The sequence below is a fragment of the Streptomyces sp. NBC_00019 genome (assembly GCF_045041015.1).
In the GTDB taxonomy this organism is placed as follows: domain Bacteria; phylum Actinomycetota; class Actinomycetes; order Streptomycetales; family Streptomycetaceae; genus Streptomyces.
The window spans coordinates 9008979-9030398 of record NZ_CP108302.1; the positions used below are offsets into that span (position 1 = coordinate 9008979).

Consider the following 21420-nt stretch of genomic DNA (forward strand, 5'->3'; position numbering starts at 1 on the left):
GGGTCCTACTGCCGATGGAGTACTACGGAGGGTGGGTCCTCCCCAAGGTGGGTGACACCACGCAGAGCCCTCCTGGGGGCAGCCCCTAGGGGCCTTGGTACTACTGCTCCTCGTGGACCTCGATGCCGATCTCGCCGCGCTCCGCCCGCTCGGCGGCTTCTTTCTCCTACGCACGGGCGCAGCGCCGCGTTCAACACTGCCGACGCTCGCTCAGGCATACGAAGACGAAAAGTATGATGTTTACGGAAATTCCATGACTTTCCGTGTTCAAAAGGTCTCCGGCCTGCTGAGCGCCCCCGAGCCACGCATCGCCGCCTCGATCGCCCACCAGGGACTCGCGTCCCGGCTGTGGTCGGCGGCGCTCGGCTGTGCCGTCCTGTACGGCCGCATCCCCGACCTGGACGCCCGGCTCGTGCGCTGGGACGCCGACGCCAGCGCCCCCGACGACCTGTGGCTCACCGAGGTCCGCCCGCTGCCCGGGGACGCCGCGAGCCTCGCGGAGGCCGTACTGGAGGGCCACCTCGAACCGCTGGCGGTGGCGCTGCGCACCCGGTACCGGGTCGCGGCCGGTCTGCTGCGCGGCAACGCGGCCTCCGCGCTGGCCGGCGCCGCCCGGCAGCTGGCTGGATGGGCGCGGGCGAACGACCGCCCCGACGCCGTCGCCCGCACCCGCGCCCTGGTCACGGAACTCCTGGCCCATCCCGGTCTCGCCGGCGCGCTCGACGCGGGCACCCTCCGGCGCCGCAGCTGCTGCCTCTACTACCGCGTGCCCGGCGGGGGTGTCTGCGGCGACTGTTGCTTCACACGGCCCCCGCGGTCTTCCCCGGGCGCCGCATCTGGGTGACCATGAGGAACAACCAGCCGCTGAGAACAGGGGGTTCCGGGTGCGAGTGGGACTGCTGACCCGGGAGTACCCGCCGGACGTGTACGGCGGCGCGGGCGTCCATGTCGAGTTCCTCGCCCGGGAGTTGAGCTCCCTGATCGACCTCGACGTGCACTGCTGGGGCGAGGGCCGCGCCGAGGGCGTCGTACGCCATCGCTCCTGGCCCGTGCTGGACACCGCCAACGACGCGCTGCGCACCTTCTCCGTGGACCTCGCGATGACCGCGGGCCTCGCAGGCCGCGAACTCGTGCACTCGCACACCTGGTACGCCAACCTCGCCGGCCACCTCGGCAAGCTGCTGTACGGCATCCCGCACGTGATGACCGCGCACTCGCTGGAGCCGCTGCGCCCCTGGAAGGCCGAGCAACTCGGCGGCGGGTACGCCCTGTCGAGCTGGGCCGAGCGCACCGCGATCGAGGCCGCCGACGCGGTGATCGCCGTGTCGGGAGCCATGCGCGAGGACATCCTCGCCTGCTATCCGGCCCTGGACCAGGCCCGCGTGCACGTCGTGCACAACGGCATCGACACCGCGCTCTACCGGCCCGACCACGGCACCGATGCCCTCACCCGCATCGGCGTCGACCCGGACCGCCCCTTCGTGCTCTTCGTCGGCCGCATCACCCGGCAGAAGGGCGTGCCCCATCTGCTGCGCGCGGTACGGGACATCGATCCGGCCGCGCAGGTCGTGCTGTGCGCCGGAGCGCCCGACACCCCGGAGATCGACCGCGAGTTCCGCGAGCTGTTCCAGGAGCTGAGCAGCGTCCGCGAGGGCGTCCACTGGATCCCGCAGATGCTGCCGCGTCCGGATGTGATCCAACTCCTCACGCACGCCGCCGTGTTCGTCTGCCCTTCGGTGTACGAACCTCTCGGTATCGTCAACCTGGAAGCCATGGCGTGCGGAACCCCCGTGGTGGCCTCGCGGGTCGGTGGCATCCCGGAGGTCGTCGACGACGGCAAGACCGGCGTGCTCGTCCCGGTGGACGACGATTTCGAGCCCGCGCTGGCACGTGCGCTGGACTCGGTCCTCAGTGATCCGGAGGGGGCCCGGCGGATGGGCGAGGCCGGACGGGAGCGTGCCGTGGGCGAGTTCGGCTGGGACGCGGTGGCGCGGCGGACGGTGCGGCTCTATGAGGAGATCCTCAAACAGGCGTACTAAGCCCCAGTCCAGGGCAGGCATGGGTCAACCAGGGTGAGGGGAGCGGCCATGCGTCGTGGCGGACCTTCGGTGCTCGGCATCGTACTGGCGGGCGGAGAAGGCAAACGCCTGATGCCCCTGACCGCGGACCGCGCGAAACCAGCGGTCACTTTCGGAGGAACGTATCGGCTGGTCGATTTCGTCCTCTCCAACCTCGTGAACGGCGACATCCTGCGCATCTGCGTCCTGACGCAGTACAAGTCGCACTCGCTGGACCGGCACATCACCACCACCTGGCGGATGTCGAGCCTGCTCGGCAACTACGTCACCCCGGTCCCGGCCCAGCAGCGGCTCGGCCCGCGCTGGTACCTGGGCAGCGCCGACGCCATCCTGCAGTCGCTGAACCTCGTGCACGACGAGGAGCCCGAGTACGTCGTGGTGTTCGGTGCCGACCACGTGTACCGGATGGACCCGCGGCAGATGCTCACCCAGCACATCGAGAGCGGGGCGGGGGTGACGGTGGCCGGCATCCGGGTGCCGCGCTCGGAGTCCTCGCAGTTCGGCGTGATCACGCCAGGGTCGGACGGGCTGACCGTGGAGCGGTTCCTGGAGAAGCCCGCCGACCCGCCCGGGCTCGCGGACGACCCGGAGTGCGTCTTCGCCTCGATGGGCAACTACATCTTCACCACCAAGGCCCTGATAGAGGCGCTGCAGCGGGACGCCGAGGACGAGGACTCGGTGCACGACATGGGCGGCTCGATCCTGCCCCAGCTCACCGACCGGGGTGAGGCACAGCTGTACGACTTCAGCCTGAACCACGTGCCCGGTGAGACGACCCGCGACCAGGGCTACTGGCGTGACGTCGGCACCCTGGACGCCTACTACGACGCCCACATGGACCTCATCGCCGAGCGCCCCGCGTTCAACCTCTACAACCGGCAGTGGCCCATCTACACCCACTCGGGCCAGCTCTCCCCGGCCCGGTTCAACGCGGGCGGCATGGCCAGCGAGTCGATCATCAGTGCGGGGTGCCTGATCCGCGGCCAGGTCACGCGGTCGATTCTGTCGCCGGGCGTCAGAGTGGACCCGGGGGCGGTGGTCCAGGGCTCGATCCTGCACGACAACGTCCGCATAGGCCGGGGCGCGGTGGTGCGCGGCGCCGTCCTCGACAAGAACGTCGAGGTGCCGCCGGGTGCGACGATCGGGGTGAATCCGGAGCGGGACGCGGAGCTCTACACCGTCTCCAAGGGGGGCGTGATCGCGCTCGGGAAGGGCCAGCAGGTGTCCTGAGACACAGTGAAGGGCGCCCCTGTGGCTGCTGGGGCGCCCATGGCTGGACTTAATCTGCTGTTAACTGTGCGTAGCTTGATCGTACTTGACCGTAATCACGTGTGGGCGATTGACTGCTTGCTCACCCGTCGTCGACGCGAGGCAAGCCATTGACATCTGACCTGCTCGCCCCTCTCGACCTGGCTTTCTGGAACATCGAGTCCCCGGAACACCCCATGCACCTGGGCGCCCTCGGCGTCTTCTCGGCCCACTCGCCCGCCGCGGGCGCCCACGCGGCCGACCTGCTCGCCGCACGGGCGGCGGCGGTGCCGGGGCTGCGGATGCGGATCCGGGACGTCTGGCAGCCGCTGGCCTTCGGGGGCGCCACGCGCGAGCTCGCCCCCGACTTCGACCCCCTGGACCATGTCCGGCTGCACGCGCCCACCGCCGACTTCCACGAGGTGGCCGGGCGGCTCATGGAGCGTCCGCTGGAGCGGGGCAGGCCGCCGTGGGAGGCCCATGTGCTCCCCGGGGAGGACGGCTTCTCCTTCGCCGTGCTCTTCAAGTTCCACCACGCCCTGGCCGACGGGCTGCGCGCGCTGACCCTCGCGGCCGCCATCCTCGACCCGATGGACCTGCCGGCCCGCAAGCCGCGTCCCGAGGAGCCCGCGAAGGGCTTCTTCCCCGACGTACGCAAGCTGCCGGGGTTCATCAAGGGCACCGTCTCCGACGTGGGCCGCGCCCTCGACATCGGCGCGTCCGTCGCCCTGTCCACCGTCGGGGTGCGCTCGTCGTCCGCACTGACCGCCGAGCCGAGCGGAACCCGCCGTACCGCGGGAGTCGTCGTCGACCTCGACGACGTGCACCGGGTGCGCAAGGCCCAGGGCGGCACCGTCAACGACGTCCTGATCGCGGTCGTCGCCGGCGCCCTGCGCCGCTGGCTGGACGAGCGCGGCGACGGCAGCGAGGGCGTCGCACCCCGTGCCCTGATCCCGGTCTCCAAGCGCCGCCCGCGCACCGCGCACCCACAGGGCAACCGGCTCTCCGGCTACTTGATACGGCTTCCGGTCGACGACCCCGACCCGCTCGCCCGCCTCGACACGGTCCGCACCGCGATGGACCGCAACAAGGACGCGGGGCCCAACCGGGGCGCGGGCGCGGTCGCCCTGCTCGCGGACCACGTCCCCGCGCTGGGACACCGCCTCGGCGGGCCGCTGGTGAGCCAGGCCGCCCGGCTCTGGTTCGACATCCTCGTCACCAGCGTCCCCCTGCCCAGCATGGGTCTGAAGCTCGGCGGCAACCAGGTCACGGAGGTCTTCCCCTTCGCGCCGCTGGCCCGCGGCCAGTCCCTCGCGGTCGCGGTCTCGACGTACCGCGGGCGGGTCCACTACGGCCTCGTCGCCGACGCCGAGGCGGTACCGGACCTCGACGTACTGGCCAGGGCCCTCACCGAGGAGGTCGAGACGCTCATCACCGCCTGCGAGGCTTGACCGTCTCCGTTTTTGGAGGACCGGCCCGGCGCTCCGTAGAATTCCCTGTTCGAAAGCGGACGCGGTCGGAGCGCCGCACGGTGAGCCAAGGAAACGGCAGCGCGATGACGGTGACAGAGGAAGGCCCGGCGACCACGGACGAGGTCGTCCACGAGCCCGGTGACGAGGCCGTGTACGGACCCGGCATCGACCCGGAGCGACTGGCCGTCTGCCTCGGCGTGCTCGACGAGCTGGACAAGCTGGAGGTCGACCACCCGGACGCGATCGCCGTGCGCCGGGCCACCGCCAGCGTCTACCGCACCGTCAAGCAGCGCCGTCGCCAGGAGCGCCGGGCCGCCAAGACCGCGCACGACAAGACGGTCACCGAATCCACGGCGACCGGCTCCGCCCAGCGCATCGACGACGAGACCGAGGGCATCCTGCCGTCGTCGGTCACCGAGGCCGGGAGGATCGCCGGGATACTCCAGCGCCCGCGCTCCTGCTACACCTGCAAGACCCGGTACGTGGAAGTCGACTACTTCTACCACCAGCTCTGTCCGGCCTGCGCCGGCCTGAACCGGGACAAGCGCGACGTCCGCGCCGACCTCACCGGCAAGCGCGCCCTGCTCACCGGCGGCCGCGCCAAGATCGGCATGTACATCGCGCTCAGGCTGCTGCGCGACGGCGCGCACACCACGATCACCACGCGCTTCCCCAAGGACGCCATCCGCCGCTTCAAGGCCATGGACGACTCGGCGGACTGGATCCACCGCCTGGAGGTCGTCGGCATCGACCTGCGCGACCCGGCCCAAGCTGTGGCCCTCGCCGACCAGGTCGCCGAGGCGGGACCGCTGGACATCCTGATCAACAACGCGACGCAGACCGTACGCCGCCTGCCCTCCGCCTACGCCGCGCTGGTCGACGGGGAGAGCGCCCCGCTGCCCGCCGGTGAGCTGCCCGCCCACCATGTCATCGGCGCCTTCGGCTCCGGCGCCGTGGACGGCCTCGCCGCGCTGCCGGTCGGTATCAGCGGCCTCGACGCCCAGCAGGTCGCCGACCTCGCCCTGGTCGCCGGCAACGCCAGCGTCGCCCGGCACCTGGACGGCACCGCCATCGACGCCGGCGGTCTCGTCCCGGACGTCGTCGACACCAACACCTGGGTGCAGACCATCGAGCAGATCTCCCCGGTGGAGCTCCTCGAGACCCAGCTGTGCAACTACACGGCGCCGTTCATCCTCATCAGCAAGCTCCGCCCGGCGATGGCCGAGGCGGCGAGGAAGGCGGCGAGCGGCCGCGCCTACGTCGTCAACGTCTCGGCGATGGAAGGCGTCTTCGGCCGCGGCTACAAGGGCGCGGGCCACCCCAACACCAACGCCGCCAAGGCCGCGATGAACATGGTCACCCGGACCAGCGCCCAGGAGATGTTCCAGAGCGACGGCATCCTCATGACCTCCGTCGACACCGGCTGGATCACCGACGAGCGCCCCCACTACGACAAGCTGCGGCTCGCGGAGGAGGGCTTCCACGCCCCCCTCGACCTGGTCGACGGCGCGGCCCGCGTCTACGACCCGGTCGTGCGCGGCGAGGCGGGCGAGGACCTGTACGGCGTCTTCATGAAGGACTACGCACCCGGTAAGTGGTAGGCCCTTATTCGCTCGCGGGCCCGGGCGCCGGCGTTCTACCGTGACGGTGGAGCGCCGGTGTGCCCGGTGCGATGGTCACGCGTTCTTCTGGTTCGATCCCACGCAGGCCCGCGGGCCTGTCGCCCTGTCGGAGGGCACCGCGTAACCGCTTTGATCTCGGGCACGCGCACTCAGCCGGCTCCCGGCGCCTGCGAGCGCAGCCGCTCGTGCACCGCGTTCGCCCCGGAGGAGTACGCGGCCCGCACCCGTGTCCCCCCGTCCACCAGCAGGTCCGCCCCGGTCACCCACTCCGCCGCGTCCGAGGCCAGCCAGACGACGGCCCGGGCCACGTCCTCCGGCTCCCCGATCCGTCCGAGCGGCAGCCCCGCCGCGAGCTCGTCCTCGCCCGGCTCCCACACGAAACGGGCCATCTCCGTGCGTACGAGACCGGGGGAGACGGAGTTGACCCGGACCCGCGGGGCCAGCTCGCCCGCGAGCTGTCGGGTGAGGTGGAGCAAGGCGGCCTTGCTGGTTCCGTAGGCACCGATCTGCGGGCCCACATGTTCCGCGCCCTCCGTGCAGATGTTGACGACCGCACCACCGTGCTCCCGCATCCACGCCCGCCACGCGCCCTGCACCAGCCGCAGCGGCGCCTCCACGTTGACGAGGAACGCCTTCCGCCACGCCTGCGGATCGGCGTCCATGAGCGGGCCGTACGGCTGGTTGGTCGCCGCGTTGTTGACGACGACGTCGATCCGGCCGAACGCACCCAGGGTGAGCCGGACGACCTCGTCCAGATGCGCCGGATCCGCCACACTCCCCGCCACGCCGACGCCGTCCAGCTCGGCGGCGACCCGCCGCACCTCCGCCGCGTCCCGCGCGGTCACGCACACCAGCGCGCCCGCCGACGCCAGTTGCCCGGCGACCGCCCGCCCGATGCCACGTGTGCCGCCGGTGACGATCGCGGCCCTGCCCTGAAGTCCGTACGGCGACGTCATCGGCGTACCGTCTCATGACGGACCCTCAGTCGACAGCCCCGAGACGGGAGTTCCGGGCCGCCACCAGTTCCAGGACGGTGCGCCAGTCCTCCAGGACCCCGGCGTCGAAACCCGCGGTCCGGCTCTCCTCGTCCGCCAGCCGCAGACGCAGCAGGTCCTCGTCGCCGACGGGACCCCGACGGCGTACGAGGTGATAGACCCGCTCGCCCAGCAGGGGCCGCACGGCTTCGGCCGCGCGCCCGGCCCGCAAGGTCTCGTCGCCCGGGCACAGCAGCTGCCCGATGCCGTGCACCAGCCCCGCCACCTGAAGCTCCTTGTCGGCGGGCCGGCCCCGGCGCAGCAGCGCGGCGGTCCGCAGCGCGTGCTCATGCCGACAGGCGTACAGCAGATCCATCAGCTCTTCGACACTGCGCAGCTCCATGCGCCAGTCCTCCCGCCGGACAAGCCGTTGCCGTCCGTCAGCAGATCATGGCCGCCTTGCGATTCGGCCAACGGGACTTGAACTGCGCTGTCGGGGTGCTCGAAGGCGCGATCGCCGACGTAGGCCGAACGGGTGATGTCTCGACGGGGCATCAGATGGCAAACCCGCACATAGTAGGACCGAGCGCACACAGGCGACTTGGGAAAGTAACCCCTTGTTTTCAGCCCCATCGAGCGGGCCTCCGCTCATTTGGTTAATCTGTAGCGGACGGACAGCAGTACGGGGTCCCACCCACACCCACGGTCCGTCCTGGGGCAGCCGATCACCACGGCCTGTTCTGACATGAGTGACCGGCGCCACCGCGTCCGAGCTGTTCTCGACTCAGACCCGAGCGGGCGTCCGGTGACAGATCGCACACTGACCGGTATGCCCCGAGGGTGACCCGACACATAAGGAGTGCGCGGTGACACCGGAGAAGACCAATCGCGATCAACGGCCCAAGGAACGCCCCGAGCGAGCGGGCCGTCGGCCCGGACAGCTCGGCAGCCTCGACGTGTGGGCGCGGTCCGCGCCCATCCGTCTCGCGGGATACGAGGACGACCTGGCCGAGCCCCACATCCTGCCCAGCGTGGACTGAGCCCCGTCGCGATCGCCGTCAGCATGGGCGTGCCAGACTCATGCCCATGCTGATCAGAGAAGCCGCGGCCGACGACTGGCCGCGCATCTGGCCTTTCTGGCACCGGATCGTCGCCGAGGGGGAGACCTACGCCTGGGATCCGGACACCTCCGAGGAGGCGGCACGGGCACTGTGGATGAGCCCGGCCAAGCGCGTGTACGTCGTCGAGGACGAGACCGGCGCCGTCGTCGCCTCCGCCTACACCACCCCCAACTACGGCGGCCCCGCCGCCCGCGTGGCCAACGCGGGCTTCATGGTCGACCCCGACCACACGGGCCGGGGCATCGGCCGCGCCCTCGCCGAGCATGTCCTGACCGCCGCCAAGTCCGACGGATACCGCGGCATGGTCTTCAACGCCGTCGTCGAGACGAACCCGGCCGTCGCCCTGTGGACCTCCCTCGGCTTCACCGTCCTGGGCACGGTGCCGGACGCGTATGAGCATCCGCGGCAGGGACTGGTGGGGCTGCACGTGATGTACAAGGCGCTCTAGGTGGGGACACCGCCTCTGAGTACGGCCGAGGTGGCAGCGGCCGAGCGGGAGTTGGGCGTCTCCTTCCCTGCCGAGTACCGCGCGTATCTGCTGGAGGCGGGCGCGGGCGGGACCGTCTCCCGGCTGGCGCGGACGGAACAGGACTGGTGGTGGGAGAACAACTCCCGTGCCGCGCACGAGCTGCTCGCCGTCCCCTTCCCGCACCCCGACTCCTACGTCGGCGAGGACGACCGGCTCAGCGACCGTGAGCCGTGTGCCGAGGACTTCTCCGACGCCGGCGCCTATCAGGCCGCCTGGCAGGCGTGGGACGACGAGTACGGAGTGTCGTCCAGGAGCACGGCTGCGGCTTCGCCACGCAGTTCCGTGGACCACCTGCCGCCCGGCTGGGGCTGACCCGGCTCAGTCCAGCGGTGCCGTCCGCTCCCACGGGTGCAGCTTCTCCAGCTGCTCCGCGACCTCCAGCAGTACCGCCTCCGAGCCCGGTCGTCCCACCAGTTGTACGGCGGTGGGGGCGCCGGACGGGAGCTTGCCGAAGGGGACGGACATCGCGGGCCAGCCGGTGAGGTTCCAGGGCGGGGTGAGCGGCGAGTAGTTGGTGTTGGCGAGGACGTTGCGGAGCCAGCCCCGCTCGTGCCAGGGCACCGACTTGGGGGAGCGGCGGGCCAGGGCAGGGGTGAGCAGGACGTCGTACTCCTCGAAGAACGGCTCCAGGCGGCGGCGCAGTGCGTCGCGGCTCGCGCCGGTGCGCACTCCCTTCACGAAGCGGCGGCCCACCGCCGCGTGGACCCGGGTGCGGCGTGTCAGCTGTCGCGGGTCCAGGCCCTGGGCGTCCTCGGAGGTGCCCGCCGTCCAGTGGGCGAGCGAGGTGAAGCTCAGCGACATCGGGTAGGACGGGTCGGCGCGGCGGACCTGGTGGCCCGCCTTCATCAGGACTCCGGCGGCCTCCCGGGCGGCGGCCGTGTACGGCTTGGTGATGGCGATGCCGGCGATCGGACTGCGCAGGGAGAGCGCGATCGTGTGCGTCGCGGCGGCGGACGGGGACGCCGGCTCCGTGTCCGCAAGGATGTCCAGCATCAGCCGGGCGTCCTCGACCGTCGTGGCCAGGGGCCCGTTCTCGGACATGCCGAACCAGTCGCCGTCGCTGACGCCCGCCGGGACCACGCCGTGGCCGGGCTTGATGGTGACGAGGCCGCAGTTGGCCGCCGGGATGCGCAGGGAGCCCATTCCGTCGTTGCCCAGTGCGATCGGCACAAGGCCCGCGGCGACCGCGGCCGCGCTGCCGCCCGAGGAGCCGCCCGCGGTGCGCGAGGTGTCCCAGGGGTTGCGGGCGGTGCCGTGCACGCCCTCCGTCGTACCGAAGACGCACAGCTCCGGCACGTTGGTCAGACCCACGACCACCGCACCCGCCGCCCGCAGCCGGGCCACCGTGACATGGTCCTCGGTGGAGGGGGTGTCCGGCGTGGCCGCGGAGCCGACGCGCTTGGACTCGCCGCGTACGGCGAGGTTGTCCTTGACGGCGATCGGCACGCCCGCGAGGGGCAGCTCGGCCAGGTCGGCGCGGGCACCCACCTCGTCCGCCTCGGCGAGCGCGGCCTCGGCCCGTACCGTCCGGAAGGCACCGATACGGCCGTCGAGCCGCTCGATCCGGGCGAGGTGCTCGGCCACCACCTCACGGGGTGTGGCCCGCTTCTCCTGCACGGCGGCGGCGATCTCGGCGGCGGTCCGGCCGATCCAGCTGGTCACGGGTGCTCCTCGGGGGGTACTGGCGAGTACGTAGGGAGAACTGTGCCTCTGCTCGGGCGTCACGTCGAGAGGGGGACGGGCCCGGGCCGGGCCTTCGGGCGGGCGGAGAGCCGCCTTGGACATTCGCGCCGGTGTTCTTGGACTTTTCGCGACCGGGCATCCGAAGAAGCCCAGGTCATCCGATCAATGGCTCAACTTGGCCGACTTCTCGTCCCATTGACAGTCCCTGGGGGTCGCCCAATCATCAGTCATCCGATGAATGGGAGTCGCTCGTGAGAACGTTTCCGAGACGTCAGATCCTGGGCGTCGCCGCCGCACTGGCCCTGCTCCTGGCGCCGGTCCCGGCGGTCGCCGAGGAGGGGACGCGGCCGCCGATCACGGTGCCCGCGCTGAGCAACTGGACACCGGAATCCGGCCGTTACGACTTCGGACCCGGTACCCGTCTCGTGGCGGACGGTCCGGCCGAGCGCAGAGTCGCCGACACCCTCGCCGACGATCTGCGGGAGGCCGGACACGGCACCGTGCCGGTCGTCGGCGGCGCGGCGCGAGCCGGGGACATCGTTGTCGGCATCCAGCCGTCCCGGAAGTCGCTCGGAGCCGAGGGCTACGAACTCCGGTCCGGAAAGCGGCTGTCGGTGACCGGCGCCACCGAGACCGGTGCCTTCCACGGCACCCGGACCCTCCTCCAACTCCTCGCCCAGGAAGACAGGATCCCCGCCGGACGCACGGTCGACGTGCCGCGCTACAAGGAACGCGGAGTCGGCGTCTGCGCCTGCTACATCCACATCTCCCTGCCCTGGCTGGAGAACCTCGTCCGGGAGATGGCGTACAACAAGCTCAACCAGCTGCTCCTCGAACTGAAGGTGAAGAGCGACGCCCACCCCGAGGCGAACACCTGGGGCTACTACACCAAGGACGAGATCCGCCGGCTCGTCGCCCTCGGCGAGAAGTACCACGTCGAGATCATCCCGGAGATCAACTCCCCGGGGCACATGGACCCGTGGATCGAGAACCGCCCCGATCTCCAGCTCACCGACTCCGACGGCAACAAGCAGCCCTCGCGGCTCGACATCACCCGGCCCGCCGCCTTCGACTACTACACCGGCCTGATCGACGAGTACACCCAGGTCTTCAAGGCCCCGGCCTGGCACATGGGCGCCGACGAGTACATGCTCGGCTCCGACTTCGCCAAGTACCCGCAGATCCTCAAGTACGCCCAGGACAGGTACGGTTCCGGCGCCACCCCGCAGGACGCCTTCATCGACTTCGTCAACCGCGTCCACACCTACGCGGCGGGCAAGGGCAAGAAGCTGCGCATCTGGAACGACGGGCTCAGCGGCGCCAACACCGTCCCGGTGACGGCCGGCACGACCGTCGAGCACTGGCTGAACGTGACGGTCAAGCCCAGCCGGATCATCGCCCAGGGCTATCCGCTGATGAACGCGGCCTACGCCCTCTACCTCGTCCGCGGCGGCTTCCACAGCGACACCGAGGGCCTGTACGACCAGAGTTGGGACCCGCGCAGCTTCGAGGGCGAGCGGCTCACCTCCGCCGAGGGCATCACCGGCGCCAAGATCAGCCTCTGGCCGGACAACGGGCGCGGGGAGACGGAGAACGAGGTCGCGGTACGGCTCTGGCCCGCCCTGCGCCACATCGCCCAGGCCACCTGGGGCGACCCGCATCCGGACGCCACGTACGCCGAGTTCACCGCGCGCGGTACGGCTGTCGGGCACGCGCCGGGATGGCGGGACCCGACGAAGCCGCCGGTGGCGGACGGGACGTACACCTTCGAGGCGGACGGTGTGTCCTTCGACGCCGACGTGGCGCGCACACCGGACGGCTATGTGACCCTGCGCGGCCCGGCCGGCTGCCTCGCCGTGAGCGGCGGCAAGCTCACGCTCAACGTCCCGCTCCAGCCCGGCGTCGAGGCCACCTGGGACACCTGCGCCGCCGCGAACACGCTGCAACGCTGGGAGTTGCGGCGCACCGGGGACGGATACCGCCTCGTCAACGCCATCACGCAGATGTCCATGAGCGTGACGAACGGCCGGATCGTGCAGTACCCGCCCGACCAGCACCCGCCCGCCGTATGGCAGCTGACCTGAGGAGCCCCACCTCCATGACCGTCTCCAGACGCACCTTCGTCGCCGGCTCGGTCTCCGCGTTCCTCGCGACCGGCCTCACCCCGACGTCCGCCGCCGGAGCCCCCCTTCCGGCAGAACCCGCGTACCGCATCCCCGTCAGCCCCGACGACACGGCCGAGGACCTGGTGCGCAAGGCGTCCCAAGTCCGGCCCACCCCACGGCAGATCGCCTGGCAGGCGCTGGAGCGCACCGCGTTCCTGCACTTCGGCGTCAACACCTTCACCGGCCTGGAATGGGGGACGGGGGACGAGGACGTCGATGGGTGCCGGCCCACCGGTCTAGATACCGACCAGTGGGCCCGCAGCCTGCGCGACGGCGACTTCGGGCTCGTCGCCCTTAACGGTTGAGGACCACAACGGCTTCGTCCTCTACCGTTCCTGAGCAGCGAGCGGGGGTGAGCCCGCTTGCCGGCACGCCCCGAACGGTCTTGAGCGCACTGGTCATCTGCTTTCGCATCCCGGGCGGCGACACGGATCGTGTCCGTGGTCCGAGCCGAGTGGGCAGAGTCCCTCACGATCTGGCCTGTGGGTGCGGCCAGAGGCGACGGGGAGGCCCTGAACCATCTCACTGGTGGAACAGGGGCCCCGCACGCTGGCACCGCACCCGGCGTCCCAAATCGCACGGCGACAGTACCCCGACTGGCCCAACGAGCCGCAAGTCGACCAGCCGACGATCACCCGATCGAGTGGCCGGCCTCCGCACCCTGTTCGCTAGGTGGGAGCGAGCCCAGCTCTCGCGCCGGACGCGGCGATCGCCGTCACCGGCCCCGACCTGCGCTGGGTCGGCAACGAGAGCGGGCTGGCGCGCGAGGACGAGTGGAGCGTCGTGCCGGTCAAGGAGAACCAGTACGGGCGCACCGACTGGGCCCTGTCCTACGACACCGCCGACCAGGGCAGCCGTGCCGCGCTGGTGCGGGCGCAGCCCACCACCGACTACCTCCAGTGGTGGCCCGCGGAGTGCGATGTGTCCATCCGGGACGGCTGGTTCTACCATGCCGACCAACAACCCAAGAGCGTGGACCAGTTGACGGACATCTACTTCGGGTCCGTCGGGCGCAACTCGGTGCTCCTGCTCAACATCCCGCCGGACACCGACGGGTTGCTGCCCGCGGCGGACGTGACCCGGCTGCGTGAGTTCCGGGAACGCATCGACCGGGAGCTGCCCGAGGACCTGGCGCGCGGCGCCCGTACGACCGTGGCACCCGGCCTGGTGACCGTCGACCTCGGCACCGCCCGCGAGGTGGACCGGTTCCGGCTGGCCGAGGACATCGCGCACGGTCAGCAGGTCGAGAGCTTGGTGGTGGAGGCGCTGCGCGACGGAGCCTGGACGGAGGTGACCCGGGCCGGGACGGTCGGGGCGAGCCGGATCCTGCTGCTGCCGGTCCCGGTGCGGGCGCGGCGGTGGCGGGTGCGGGTCACCGGGTCCCGGACCGCCGTACGGATGGCGGAGTTCGCCATGTACAGGTCGCGGCGCTGAGGGTACTCGGGCAGGGCGGTCACCAGGGCGTCGGCGACCTGGTGGCCGCCCGTCGGGTCACCGCAGATGCCGGGAGAAGAAGTCCATCGTGGCATCCATGGAGGACGGCCACCGCGGGTAGAAGGTGTGGCCCTCGCCCTGGTACTTGCGGAGCTCGACGCGTTTGCCGGCCGCGCTCAGGGCGGCGGCCATCTGTTCCGACCAGACGATCGGGCAGGTGTCGTCCGCGGTGCCGTGGTGGATCAGCAGCGGCTCGGTCACCCGGTCCACATAGGTGCGGGGCGAGACCTCCCGCCAGAACGTCGGATTCTCCTCGGGTGTGCCGTACTTGGCGTCGATCTCGGTGACGATCGGGTCGTCGTCCGAGCGCTGGAACTGGTCGATGTTCTCGTCCGGGCGGGAGCTGACCGGCGCGAAGGCGACCGCCGCGTCGAACAGGCCCGGCGCCACGACCAGGGTGTTGTACACGACGCCGCCGCCCATCGAGCGGCCGAGCAGCCCGAGCCGGTCGCCGTCGATCTCCGGGCGGCCGGAGTCGCGCAGCGCGAGCGCGGCGCCGATGACGTCCTCGGTGTAGCCGAGGCGCAGGTCGATGTCGCTGTTCGGGTCGTCGTCCGAGGCCGCGTGGTTGCGGTAGTCGGTGTGCAGGACGACGTAGCCGTTGCGGGCCAGGAGGTCCTGCTCCCGGGCGAGCCCGCGGCCGGTCGTGTACACGGCGGGGTCGATGTAGCCGTGCGCCAGCACCAGCGCCGGGAAGGGGCCCTTGCCGCGGGGGATGTTCATGAGCCCGGAGATCGTCAGACCGTTCGACTCGTACGTCACCCGGTAACTGGTGTAGGCGTCGGTGCGGGCCAGGACGGTGCCCAGGCGGAGGTCGGAGCCCCGGTGCTTCTTCGCCATGAGGGCGGGCAGGGAGACCGGGTTGACGGGCTTTCTGCTGGGGGAGGGCGTGGGGGTGACCGTGGAGGGCTGGGCCGACGCGGAGGTCTTCTTCGGTGCCGGCGCAGCCTCGTCGTCGACCCCGGTGCAGCCGATCGCGACGACCAGCGTCAGCCCGGCGGTGGCACAGGCCGTTCCCCGTAACCGCATGCGGCCCATTATCTCCCGGAGGGGCGCGGAAGGGACGGGCTCGTTTCGGGCGGCCCGGGCCGCGCCGCGCGAGCGCGAGAAGTGGATCGGCCACCGGGCTTGTCGGCCACCGGGCTTGTCAGCCACCGAGTGGATCAGCCACCCGGCCTGTCAGCCACCTCGTGTCTCAGACTCCCCGCGCCGGCCCCGTACTGTCCCGCTCGATCAACCGCGGCACCGGTACCCGTACGGTCCGCGCGGGCCCCCCGTCCAGCAGCGCGGTCAGCTCCCGGGCCGCGGTACGGCCGAACTCCACACTGTCCCGGGACAGCGCGGACAGCCACGGCTTGACCATGCGGCACAGCGCCGAGTCCTCCCAGGACACCACCGACACGTCGGCCGGTACGCGGCGGCCGAGCCCGGTCGCGGCGGCGGCACCGGCGAGGGCCATCACGTCGTTGTCGTAGATCAGCGCGGTCGGCGGATCGGCGGCCTCCAGGACCCGGCGGGTGACGGCAGCGCCCTCCGCGTCCGAGTAGTCGGTGGTCACCGACTCCACCCCGGTCAGCCCACGCCGCTCGGCCTCGGCGCGCAGCGTCCGCATCCGGCGCTCGGTGTGGGCCAGCCCCGGCAGCCCCGCGATGTGCACGATCCGGCGGTGGCCGAGGGTGTACAGGCCGTCCACCACGGAGGCCATCGCCCCCGCGTCGTCCGCCCACACCGTCGACAGACCGGGGTGCCGCTCGTCCGGCGCGCCGCCGATCACCACGGCGGGCAGGCCCAGTTCGTCGAGGAGGTCCGGGCGCGGGTCGGCGGTGCGCGGGTCGACCACCAGCACCCCGTCCACCCGGTGCTCGGCCCACCAGCGCCGGTACACCGCGCACTCGTCGTCGACGTCCTCCACCACCTGGAACAGCAGCCCGAGATGACGTTCCGCCAGCACCTCCTGGATGCCGGAGACGAGTTGGAGGAAGAACGAGTCCACACCCAGAGTGTCCGCGGGGCGGGCGAGCACGAAGCCGACCGTGGCCGCGCCCTCGCCGGACAGTGCCCGGGCCGCGGTGCTGGGCCGCCAGCCGAGCTCCTCGGCGACCTGGCGCACCCGTTCGCGGGTGTCGTCCGAGACACCGGGCCGGCCGTTCAGCGCGAAGGAGACGGCGCTCTGGGAGACCGCGGCGTGCCGCGCGATGTCCTTCATCGTCGGCCGACGCGCGGGTGAGCGTTTGCCTGACACGGTGTTTCCCCATTCCTGCGGTGGATTTCCGGCCAGTATGCACTAATGCGGTTCAGTGAGGTCAAGCTAATGCGGTTCAGCTGGAAGATCCTAATGCGTATTAGTAACTAAAGAAATTAGCTCGGCCGGCTCCATTGACGGGCCTGGGAACCGGCGTGCAAGGTCTCCGTCGTTGGCCAACCCCGCCGCACCGACCCCGCTGCACAAGGAGGCCGTTCCGCCGTGCCCGTTTCCCGCAGAGCCCTCGTCGCCGCCGCCGTCTGTCTCGTCCTGCCGCTGAGCGCCTGCGGCTCGGGGAGCGACGACGGCTCCTCGACCGACGCTTCCGGCAAGATCGAGGGCGACATCACTTTCCAGACCTGGAACCTCAGGGCCAATTTCAAGGACTACTTCGAGGGAGTCATCGCCGACTTCGAGAAGGAGTACCCCGGCACCGAGGTGAAGTGGATCGACCAGCCCGCCGAGGGATACGCCGACAAGATCAGCGCCGACGCCGCCGGAGGCACCCTGCCCGACGTCGTCAACGTCTCCCCGGACCTCGTCGCCCCGCTCGCCAAGGCCGGCCTGGCACTCGACCTGGACAAGGCCGCCGCGAAGTACAAGAAGGAGTATCTGGAGGGGGCCTGGGCCAGCCATCAGATACCTGGGATGACCGGTACGTACGCCTTCCCCTGGTACCTCAACACCGGGCCGCTCTTCTACAACAAGGCCCTGTTCAAGGACGCGGGCCTCGACCCCGACCAGCCGCCGAAGACGTACGACGAACTCTTCACCGACGCCCTCGAGCTGGCCGACAAGACCGACGGCAAGGTCGCCACCCTCGCCAACGTGCCCACCGTCGAGGACTTCGGCCGCTACGGCGTCGAGCTCATGAACAAGGAGGGCACCGCCTTCGCCTTCAACGACGCGAAGGGCGTCGAACTCCTCACGAAGTACAAGGAGTTGTACGACGCGAAGGCCCTCGACCCGCAGGCGCTGACCGCCACCCCCGAGTCCTCCGGCAAGAAGTTCCTCACCGGGGCCGTCGCCATGAACCCCGGCAGCGCCCTCGACCTCGGCAACTTCAAGAAGCAGGCGCCGAACCTGTACAAGAACATCGGCATAACCGACCAGATCACCAGCACCGGCCACGTCAACATGTACGTGATGGGTGTGATGGTGAACGCGCAGACCAAGAAGAAGCCCGCCGCGGTCGCCTTCGCGCACTACGTCACCGACGCCGCGCACCAGATGTCCTTCGCCAAGCAGGTAGCCATCTTCCCGAGCACCGCCGGCTCGCTCGACGACCCGTACTTCACCAAGGAGGACGGCACCGACGAGACACGGGTGCGGATCGCCGCCGCCAAGTCGCTGAAGAACGCCGTCAATTACACACCGGTGCTGTTCAGCGAGCAGATGAAGACAGCGCTGCGCAACGAGGTCGCGAAGGCACTGCAGGGTAAGGAGAGCCCGAAGGAAGCCCTCGACAACGCTGTCAAAGCCTGCGACACACTGCTCCAGCAGCAGGGCTAGCGCACGATGGCTTCCACTCTGTCCCGGGTGCGCGAGGCCCGCGGGGTGCGGCGCGTACGGCGCCAACTGCCCACCAGCCCCTGGCTGTTCGCCGCACCCGGCCTGCTGATCACCGGCGCGTTCATCCTGTACCCGTTCGTGTCGACGCTGGTCAACGCCTTCACCGACCGCCGCACCCTCATCCCCGGCAAGTTCGTCGGACTGGCCAACTTCCGTGAGCTGCTCCACGACGACATGTTCTGGATCGGACTGCGCAACAGCACGCTCTACGTCCTCGGGGTCGTCCCCGCACTCGTGATCCTGCCCCTGCTGCTCGCGCTGCTCGTGCAGAAGAACATCCCCGGCATCACCTTCTTCCGGTCCGCCTTCTACACCCCGGTCGTCGCATCCATCGTCGTGGTCGGACTGATCTGGGTGTGGCTGCTCGACGAGCGCGGTCTGGTGAACTCCCTGCTGGAGACCATCGGCGTCGGCCGGGTCGGCTTCCTCAGCGACCAGTGGCTGCTCCTGCTGAGCGCCATGGCCGTCACGGTCTGGAAGGGCCTCGGCTACTACATGATCATTTACCTGGCGGCACTGGCGAACGTGCCGCGCGAACTCCACGAGGCCGCCTCCGTGGACGGCGCGGGCGCCGTGCGGCGCTTCCTGTCGGTCACGGTGCCCGCCGTCCGGTCGACCATGGTGCTGGTCGGGGCGCTGTCGTCAGTGGCCGCCTTCAAGGTGTTCTCCGAGGTCTATCTCATGGCAGGACCGAGCGGTGGTCCGGCCGGCGAGGACACGACGCTCGTCATGCTCGTCCAACGCACCGGCACGGGTCTGACCGGCCGGGTCGGCTACGCCTCCGCCATCTCGGTCGTCGTCTTCGTCGTCACCGTCGCCCTGATGCTGCTCGTGCTGCGCGCGGACCGGAAGGACGAGTCATGAGCGTCATCGAGAAGGTCCGTCCCGCTCCCGCGGCGAGCGAACCCCGCGTCACCGACGAGCACGGCCGTCGCGTACGGGTGGGGGAACTCGCCCTGCGGTACGTGCTGTTGCTCGCCGTACTCGCCCTGACCGTCGGCCCCTTCCTCTGGCAGCTGTCGACCTCGCTGAAGGGCCCCACCGAGGACATCTTCAGCTCGCCGCCGAAGTTCCTGCCGGGGGACCCGACCCTGCACAACTACGAACGGGTCGCCGACACCATCCCCGTCTGGGACTACGCCCTCAACTCCCTGAAGGTCGCCACCGCCAACGTCGTGATCAACTGCGTCGGTTCGGCCCTCGCCGGCTACGCGCTGGCCCGGCTGCGCTACCGGGGCCGCCGTGCCGCCACCCTGGCCTTCATCCTGGCGATGCTCGTGCCCGTGGAGGGCATCATCATCGCCCAGTTCACCACCATGCGGGAGCTCGGCCTCAACAACACCCTGATCGGTGTGGTCCTGCCGGGCTGCATCGGCGCCATGAACGTCCTGCTGATGCGCAACGCCTTCCTCAATCTGCCGTACGAGATCGAGGAGGCGGCCTACGTCGACGGCGCCAACGTCTGGCAGCGGTTCCTGCGCATCGCCGTGCCGTCGGTGAAGGGAACCCTCGCGGTCGTCGCGATCTTCGCCTTCATGGGCGCCTGGGACGACTTCCTGTGGCCGCTCATCGTGCTGAGCGACCCGTCCAAGTTCACGCTCACCATCGGCCTCAACTATCTGCACGGCACCTTCGCCAACGACGAACGCCTCGTCGCCGCGGGCACCGTCATCGCCGTGGCACCGCTGATCGTCCTCTTCGCCTGTCTCCAGCGGTACTTCTTCCGCGGGGTCGGCGAGGGCGCGGTCAAGGGCTGAACAGGCTGTCTTCGCCACCGAGTTCAAGGACTACCGCATGCCTGCTGCCGTGCGCTTCGGCGTCAACTACACCCCCAGCGAAGGGTGGTTCCACCACTGGCTCGACTTCGACCTCGACTCCGTCCGCGCCGACCTCGACTCGATCGCCGCTCTGGGCCTGGACCACATCCGGGTCTTCCCGCTGTGGCCGTACTTCCAGCCCAACCGCACCCTGATCCGCGAGCGGGCCGTCGCGGACCTCGTGCGGCTGGCCGACGCCGCCGCCGAACGGGGACTCGACGTCAACGTGGACGGTCTGCAGGGGCACTTGAGCAGCTTCGACTTCCTGCCGGCCTGGACCCGGACCTGGCACCGGCGCAACCTCTTCACCGACCCGGAGGTCGTCGAGGGCCAGGCGGCCTACCTGCGCACCCTCGCCGCGGCACTGGCCGACCGGCCCAACTTCATCGGCATGACCCTGGGCAACGAGGTCAACCAGTTCTCTGCGGACCCCCATCCGGACCCCGACCGGGCCACCTCCGACCAGATCGACGCCTGGCTCACGAGCCTGCTCGCCGCCTGCGAGGAAGGGGCGCCGGGCAGGCTGCATCTGCACGCCGAGTACGACGCGACCTGGTACCAGGACGACCAGCCGTTCACCCCGGCGCAGGCCGCCCGCCTGGGCGCCGTCACGGCCGTGCACTCCTGGGTCTTCAACGGCACCGCCCAGCGCCACGGCCGTACCTCCGTGCCGACCGAGCACCACGCCGCGTACCTCGTCGAGCTGAGCAAGGCATGGGCCGACGACCCGCACCGCCCCGTCTGGCTCCAGGAGGTCGGCGCACCCGCGCCCCTCGTCCCGCCCGAGCACGCCGCCGCCTTCACCGAGGCGACCGTCGCGAACGCCCTGGACTGCCCCGACCTGTGGGGCATCACCTGGTGGTGCTCGCACGACGTGTCGCGGGACCTCGCCGACTTCCCCGCGCTCGAATACGGGCTCGGCCTGCTGACCAACGACCGCCGGCCCAAGGACATCGCCCGGGTGCTGGCCAAGGCGGCCGGCGAGCACAGATCCGCCCCGGCACCCCGCACCACGGCACTCGTCGTCCCCGCCCACCCGTCCAGGCGCTCGCTGTGCACACCCGGCGGGCCGGTCTACGACGCCTTCTTCCGCCTCGTCGCCGACGGCGCCCGACCCACCACCGTCCTCGACACGCGCACCGCGGACCGCGACCACCTCACCGCGCGCGGCATCACCGAGGTCGTCACGTCCGACCAGGTACTCCGCACCCCACAAGGAGGCACCCGCTCGTGAACCCCACCGGACGCACCGTCCTCACCTGCCGGAAGGCGTACTTCCTCGACGGCCTCCGGTCCGGACAGGGTGAGCGGACGGCACGGTTCGAACCGCGTTCCGTGGGGGAGCTGTACACGTCGTCGGCTCCGGCCACCGTCACCCACACCTGGTAACCATCCCCCCTCAG

The 21420-nt window shown here is 70.6% G+C and carries 21 protein-coding genes; 16 read left to right on the top strand and 5 right to left on the bottom strand.

Annotated elements, in window-relative coordinates:
* Positions 1-94 precede the first annotated feature (94 nt).
* From OHU89_RS41725 to OHU89_RS41745, 5 genes are all read left to right on the top strand, one after another.
* The gene (locus OHU89_RS41725) at positions 95-844 is read left to right on the top strand and encodes a (2Fe-2S)-binding protein (protein WP_405650339.1); all 750 of its coding nucleotides are present in this window, start codon (positions 95-97) and stop codon (positions 842-844) included.
* Positions 845-884: 40 nt separating this feature from the next.
* Positions 885-2039 carry a glycogen synthase gene (gene glgA, locus OHU89_RS41730; RefSeq protein WP_405650340.1) on the top strand — a complete coding sequence of 385 codons (1155 nt, stop codon included), beginning with the start codon at positions 885-887 and terminating at the stop codon, positions 2037-2039.
* A 48-nt stretch (positions 2040-2087) separates the two neighbouring features.
* Positions 2088-3308: a glucose-1-phosphate adenylyltransferase gene (glgC, locus tag OHU89_RS41735; RefSeq protein ID WP_365400788.1), complete on the top strand. Its 1221-nt coding sequence runs from the start codon at positions 2088-2090 to the stop codon at positions 3306-3308.
* A 149-nt stretch (positions 3309-3457) separates the two neighbouring features.
* Positions 3458-4777 carry a wax ester/triacylglycerol synthase family O-acyltransferase gene (locus tag OHU89_RS41740; protein WP_405650341.1) on the top strand — a complete coding sequence of 440 codons (1320 nt, stop codon included), beginning with the start codon at positions 3458-3460 and terminating at the stop codon, positions 4775-4777.
* A 104-nt stretch (positions 4778-4881) separates the two neighbouring features.
* Entirely contained in the window at positions 4882-6399 is a 1518-nt protein-coding gene (locus OHU89_RS41745; protein ID WP_405650343.1) for an SDR family NAD(P)-dependent oxidoreductase, read from the top strand.
* A 170-nt stretch (positions 6400-6569) separates the two neighbouring features.
* On the opposite strand, the gene OHU89_RS41750 is transcribed toward OHU89_RS41745, so the two are convergent.
* Positions 6570-7376, bottom strand: coding sequence for an SDR family oxidoreductase (locus OHU89_RS41750; RefSeq protein WP_405650344.1), 807 nt, complete (start codon positions 7374-7376; stop codon positions 6570-6572).
* A 25-nt stretch (positions 7377-7401) separates the two neighbouring features.
* Entirely contained in the window at positions 7402-7797 is a 396-nt protein-coding gene (locus OHU89_RS41755) for a hypothetical protein (RefSeq protein ID WP_405650346.1), read from the bottom strand.
* Positions 7798-8260: 463 nt separating this feature from the next.
* Between OHU89_RS41755 and OHU89_RS41760 the strand changes: the two genes are divergently transcribed.
* The 3 genes from OHU89_RS41760 to OHU89_RS41770 are packed head-to-tail and all read left to right on the top strand — an operon-like array spanning position 8261 to position 9356.
* The gene (locus OHU89_RS41760; RefSeq protein WP_107080540.1) at positions 8261-8434 is read left to right on the top strand and encodes a hypothetical protein; all 174 of its coding nucleotides are present in this window, start codon (positions 8261-8263) and stop codon (positions 8432-8434) included.
* Between the two features lie 46 nt (positions 8435-8480).
* Complete coding sequence (locus OHU89_RS41765) at positions 8481-8963, top strand: GNAT family N-acetyltransferase (RefSeq protein WP_266885202.1); 483 nt, start codon at positions 8481-8483, stop codon at positions 8961-8963.
* Complete coding sequence (locus OHU89_RS41770) at positions 8964-9356, top strand: SMI1/KNR4 family protein (RefSeq protein ID WP_405650348.1); 393 nt, start codon at positions 8964-8966, stop codon at positions 9354-9356. It begins immediately after the preceding gene.
* A 6-nt stretch (positions 9357-9362) separates the two neighbouring features.
* Here OHU89_RS41770 and OHU89_RS41775 read toward each other — a convergent pair whose 3' ends face one another.
* On the bottom strand, positions 9363-10706 hold the full coding sequence (locus OHU89_RS41775) for an amidase (RefSeq protein ID WP_266885200.1): 1344 nt from the start codon (positions 10704-10706) through the stop codon (positions 9363-9365).
* 272 nt (positions 10707-10978) lie between these two features.
* Between OHU89_RS41775 and OHU89_RS41780 the strand changes: the two genes are divergently transcribed.
* From OHU89_RS41780 to OHU89_RS41790, 3 genes are all read left to right on the top strand, one after another.
* The gene (locus tag OHU89_RS41780) at positions 10979-12811 is read left to right on the top strand and encodes a family 20 glycosylhydrolase (RefSeq protein ID WP_405650350.1); all 1833 of its coding nucleotides are present in this window, start codon (positions 10979-10981) and stop codon (positions 12809-12811) included.
* Positions 12812-12825: 14 nt separating this feature from the next.
* The gene (locus tag OHU89_RS41785; RefSeq protein WP_405650352.1) at positions 12826-13197 is read left to right on the top strand and encodes a hypothetical protein; all 372 of its coding nucleotides are present in this window, start codon (positions 12826-12828) and stop codon (positions 13195-13197) included.
* A 367-nt stretch (positions 13198-13564) separates the two neighbouring features.
* Entirely contained in the window at positions 13565-14326 is a 762-nt protein-coding gene (locus OHU89_RS41790) for an alpha-L-fucosidase (RefSeq protein WP_405650353.1), read from the top strand.
* A gap of 57 nt (positions 14327-14383) precedes the next feature.
* On the opposite strand, the gene OHU89_RS41795 is transcribed toward OHU89_RS41790, so the two are convergent.
* Both OHU89_RS41795 and OHU89_RS41800 read right to left on the bottom strand, forming a co-directional pair.
* Positions 14384-15415 carry an alpha/beta hydrolase family protein gene (locus tag OHU89_RS41795; RefSeq protein ID WP_405650355.1) on the bottom strand — a complete coding sequence of 344 codons (1032 nt, stop codon included), beginning with the start codon at positions 15413-15415 and terminating at the stop codon, positions 14384-14386.
* Between the two features lie 166 nt (positions 15416-15581).
* A complete protein-coding gene (locus OHU89_RS41800; protein ID WP_405654885.1) occupies positions 15582-16592 on the bottom strand; it encodes a LacI family DNA-binding transcriptional regulator in 1011 nt (336 codons plus the stop codon).
* Positions 16593-16850: 258 nt separating this feature from the next.
* On the opposite strand from OHU89_RS41800, the gene OHU89_RS41805 reads away from it, so the two are divergent.
* The 5 genes from OHU89_RS41805 to OHU89_RS41825 are packed head-to-tail and all read left to right on the top strand — an operon-like array spanning position 16851 to position 21406.
* Positions 16851-18140, top strand: coding sequence for an ABC transporter substrate-binding protein (locus OHU89_RS41805; protein ID WP_266885192.1), 1290 nt, complete (start codon positions 16851-16853; stop codon positions 18138-18140).
* 6 nt (positions 18141-18146) lie between these two features.
* A complete protein-coding gene (locus OHU89_RS41810) occupies positions 18147-19064 on the top strand; it encodes a carbohydrate ABC transporter permease (RefSeq protein WP_405650357.1) in 918 nt (305 codons plus the stop codon).
* A complete protein-coding gene (locus OHU89_RS41815; RefSeq protein ID WP_405650358.1) occupies positions 19061-19957 on the top strand; it encodes a carbohydrate ABC transporter permease in 897 nt (298 codons plus the stop codon). The genes OHU89_RS41810 and OHU89_RS41815 overlap by 4 nt, the downstream gene beginning before the upstream one ends.
* A 37-nt stretch (positions 19958-19994) precedes the next feature.
* Positions 19995-21251 (top strand): glycosyl hydrolase, encoded by a 1257-nt coding sequence (locus OHU89_RS41820; protein ID WP_405650360.1) that lies wholly within the window; start codon positions 19995-19997, stop codon positions 21249-21251.
* Positions 21248-21406, top strand: a complete 159-nt coding sequence (locus OHU89_RS41825; RefSeq protein WP_405650362.1) for a hypothetical protein — start codon at positions 21248-21250, stop codon at positions 21404-21406. Before OHU89_RS41820 ends, OHU89_RS41825 begins: the two co-directional genes overlap by 4 nt.
* The last annotated feature ends 14 nt before the right edge of the window (positions 21407-21420 follow it).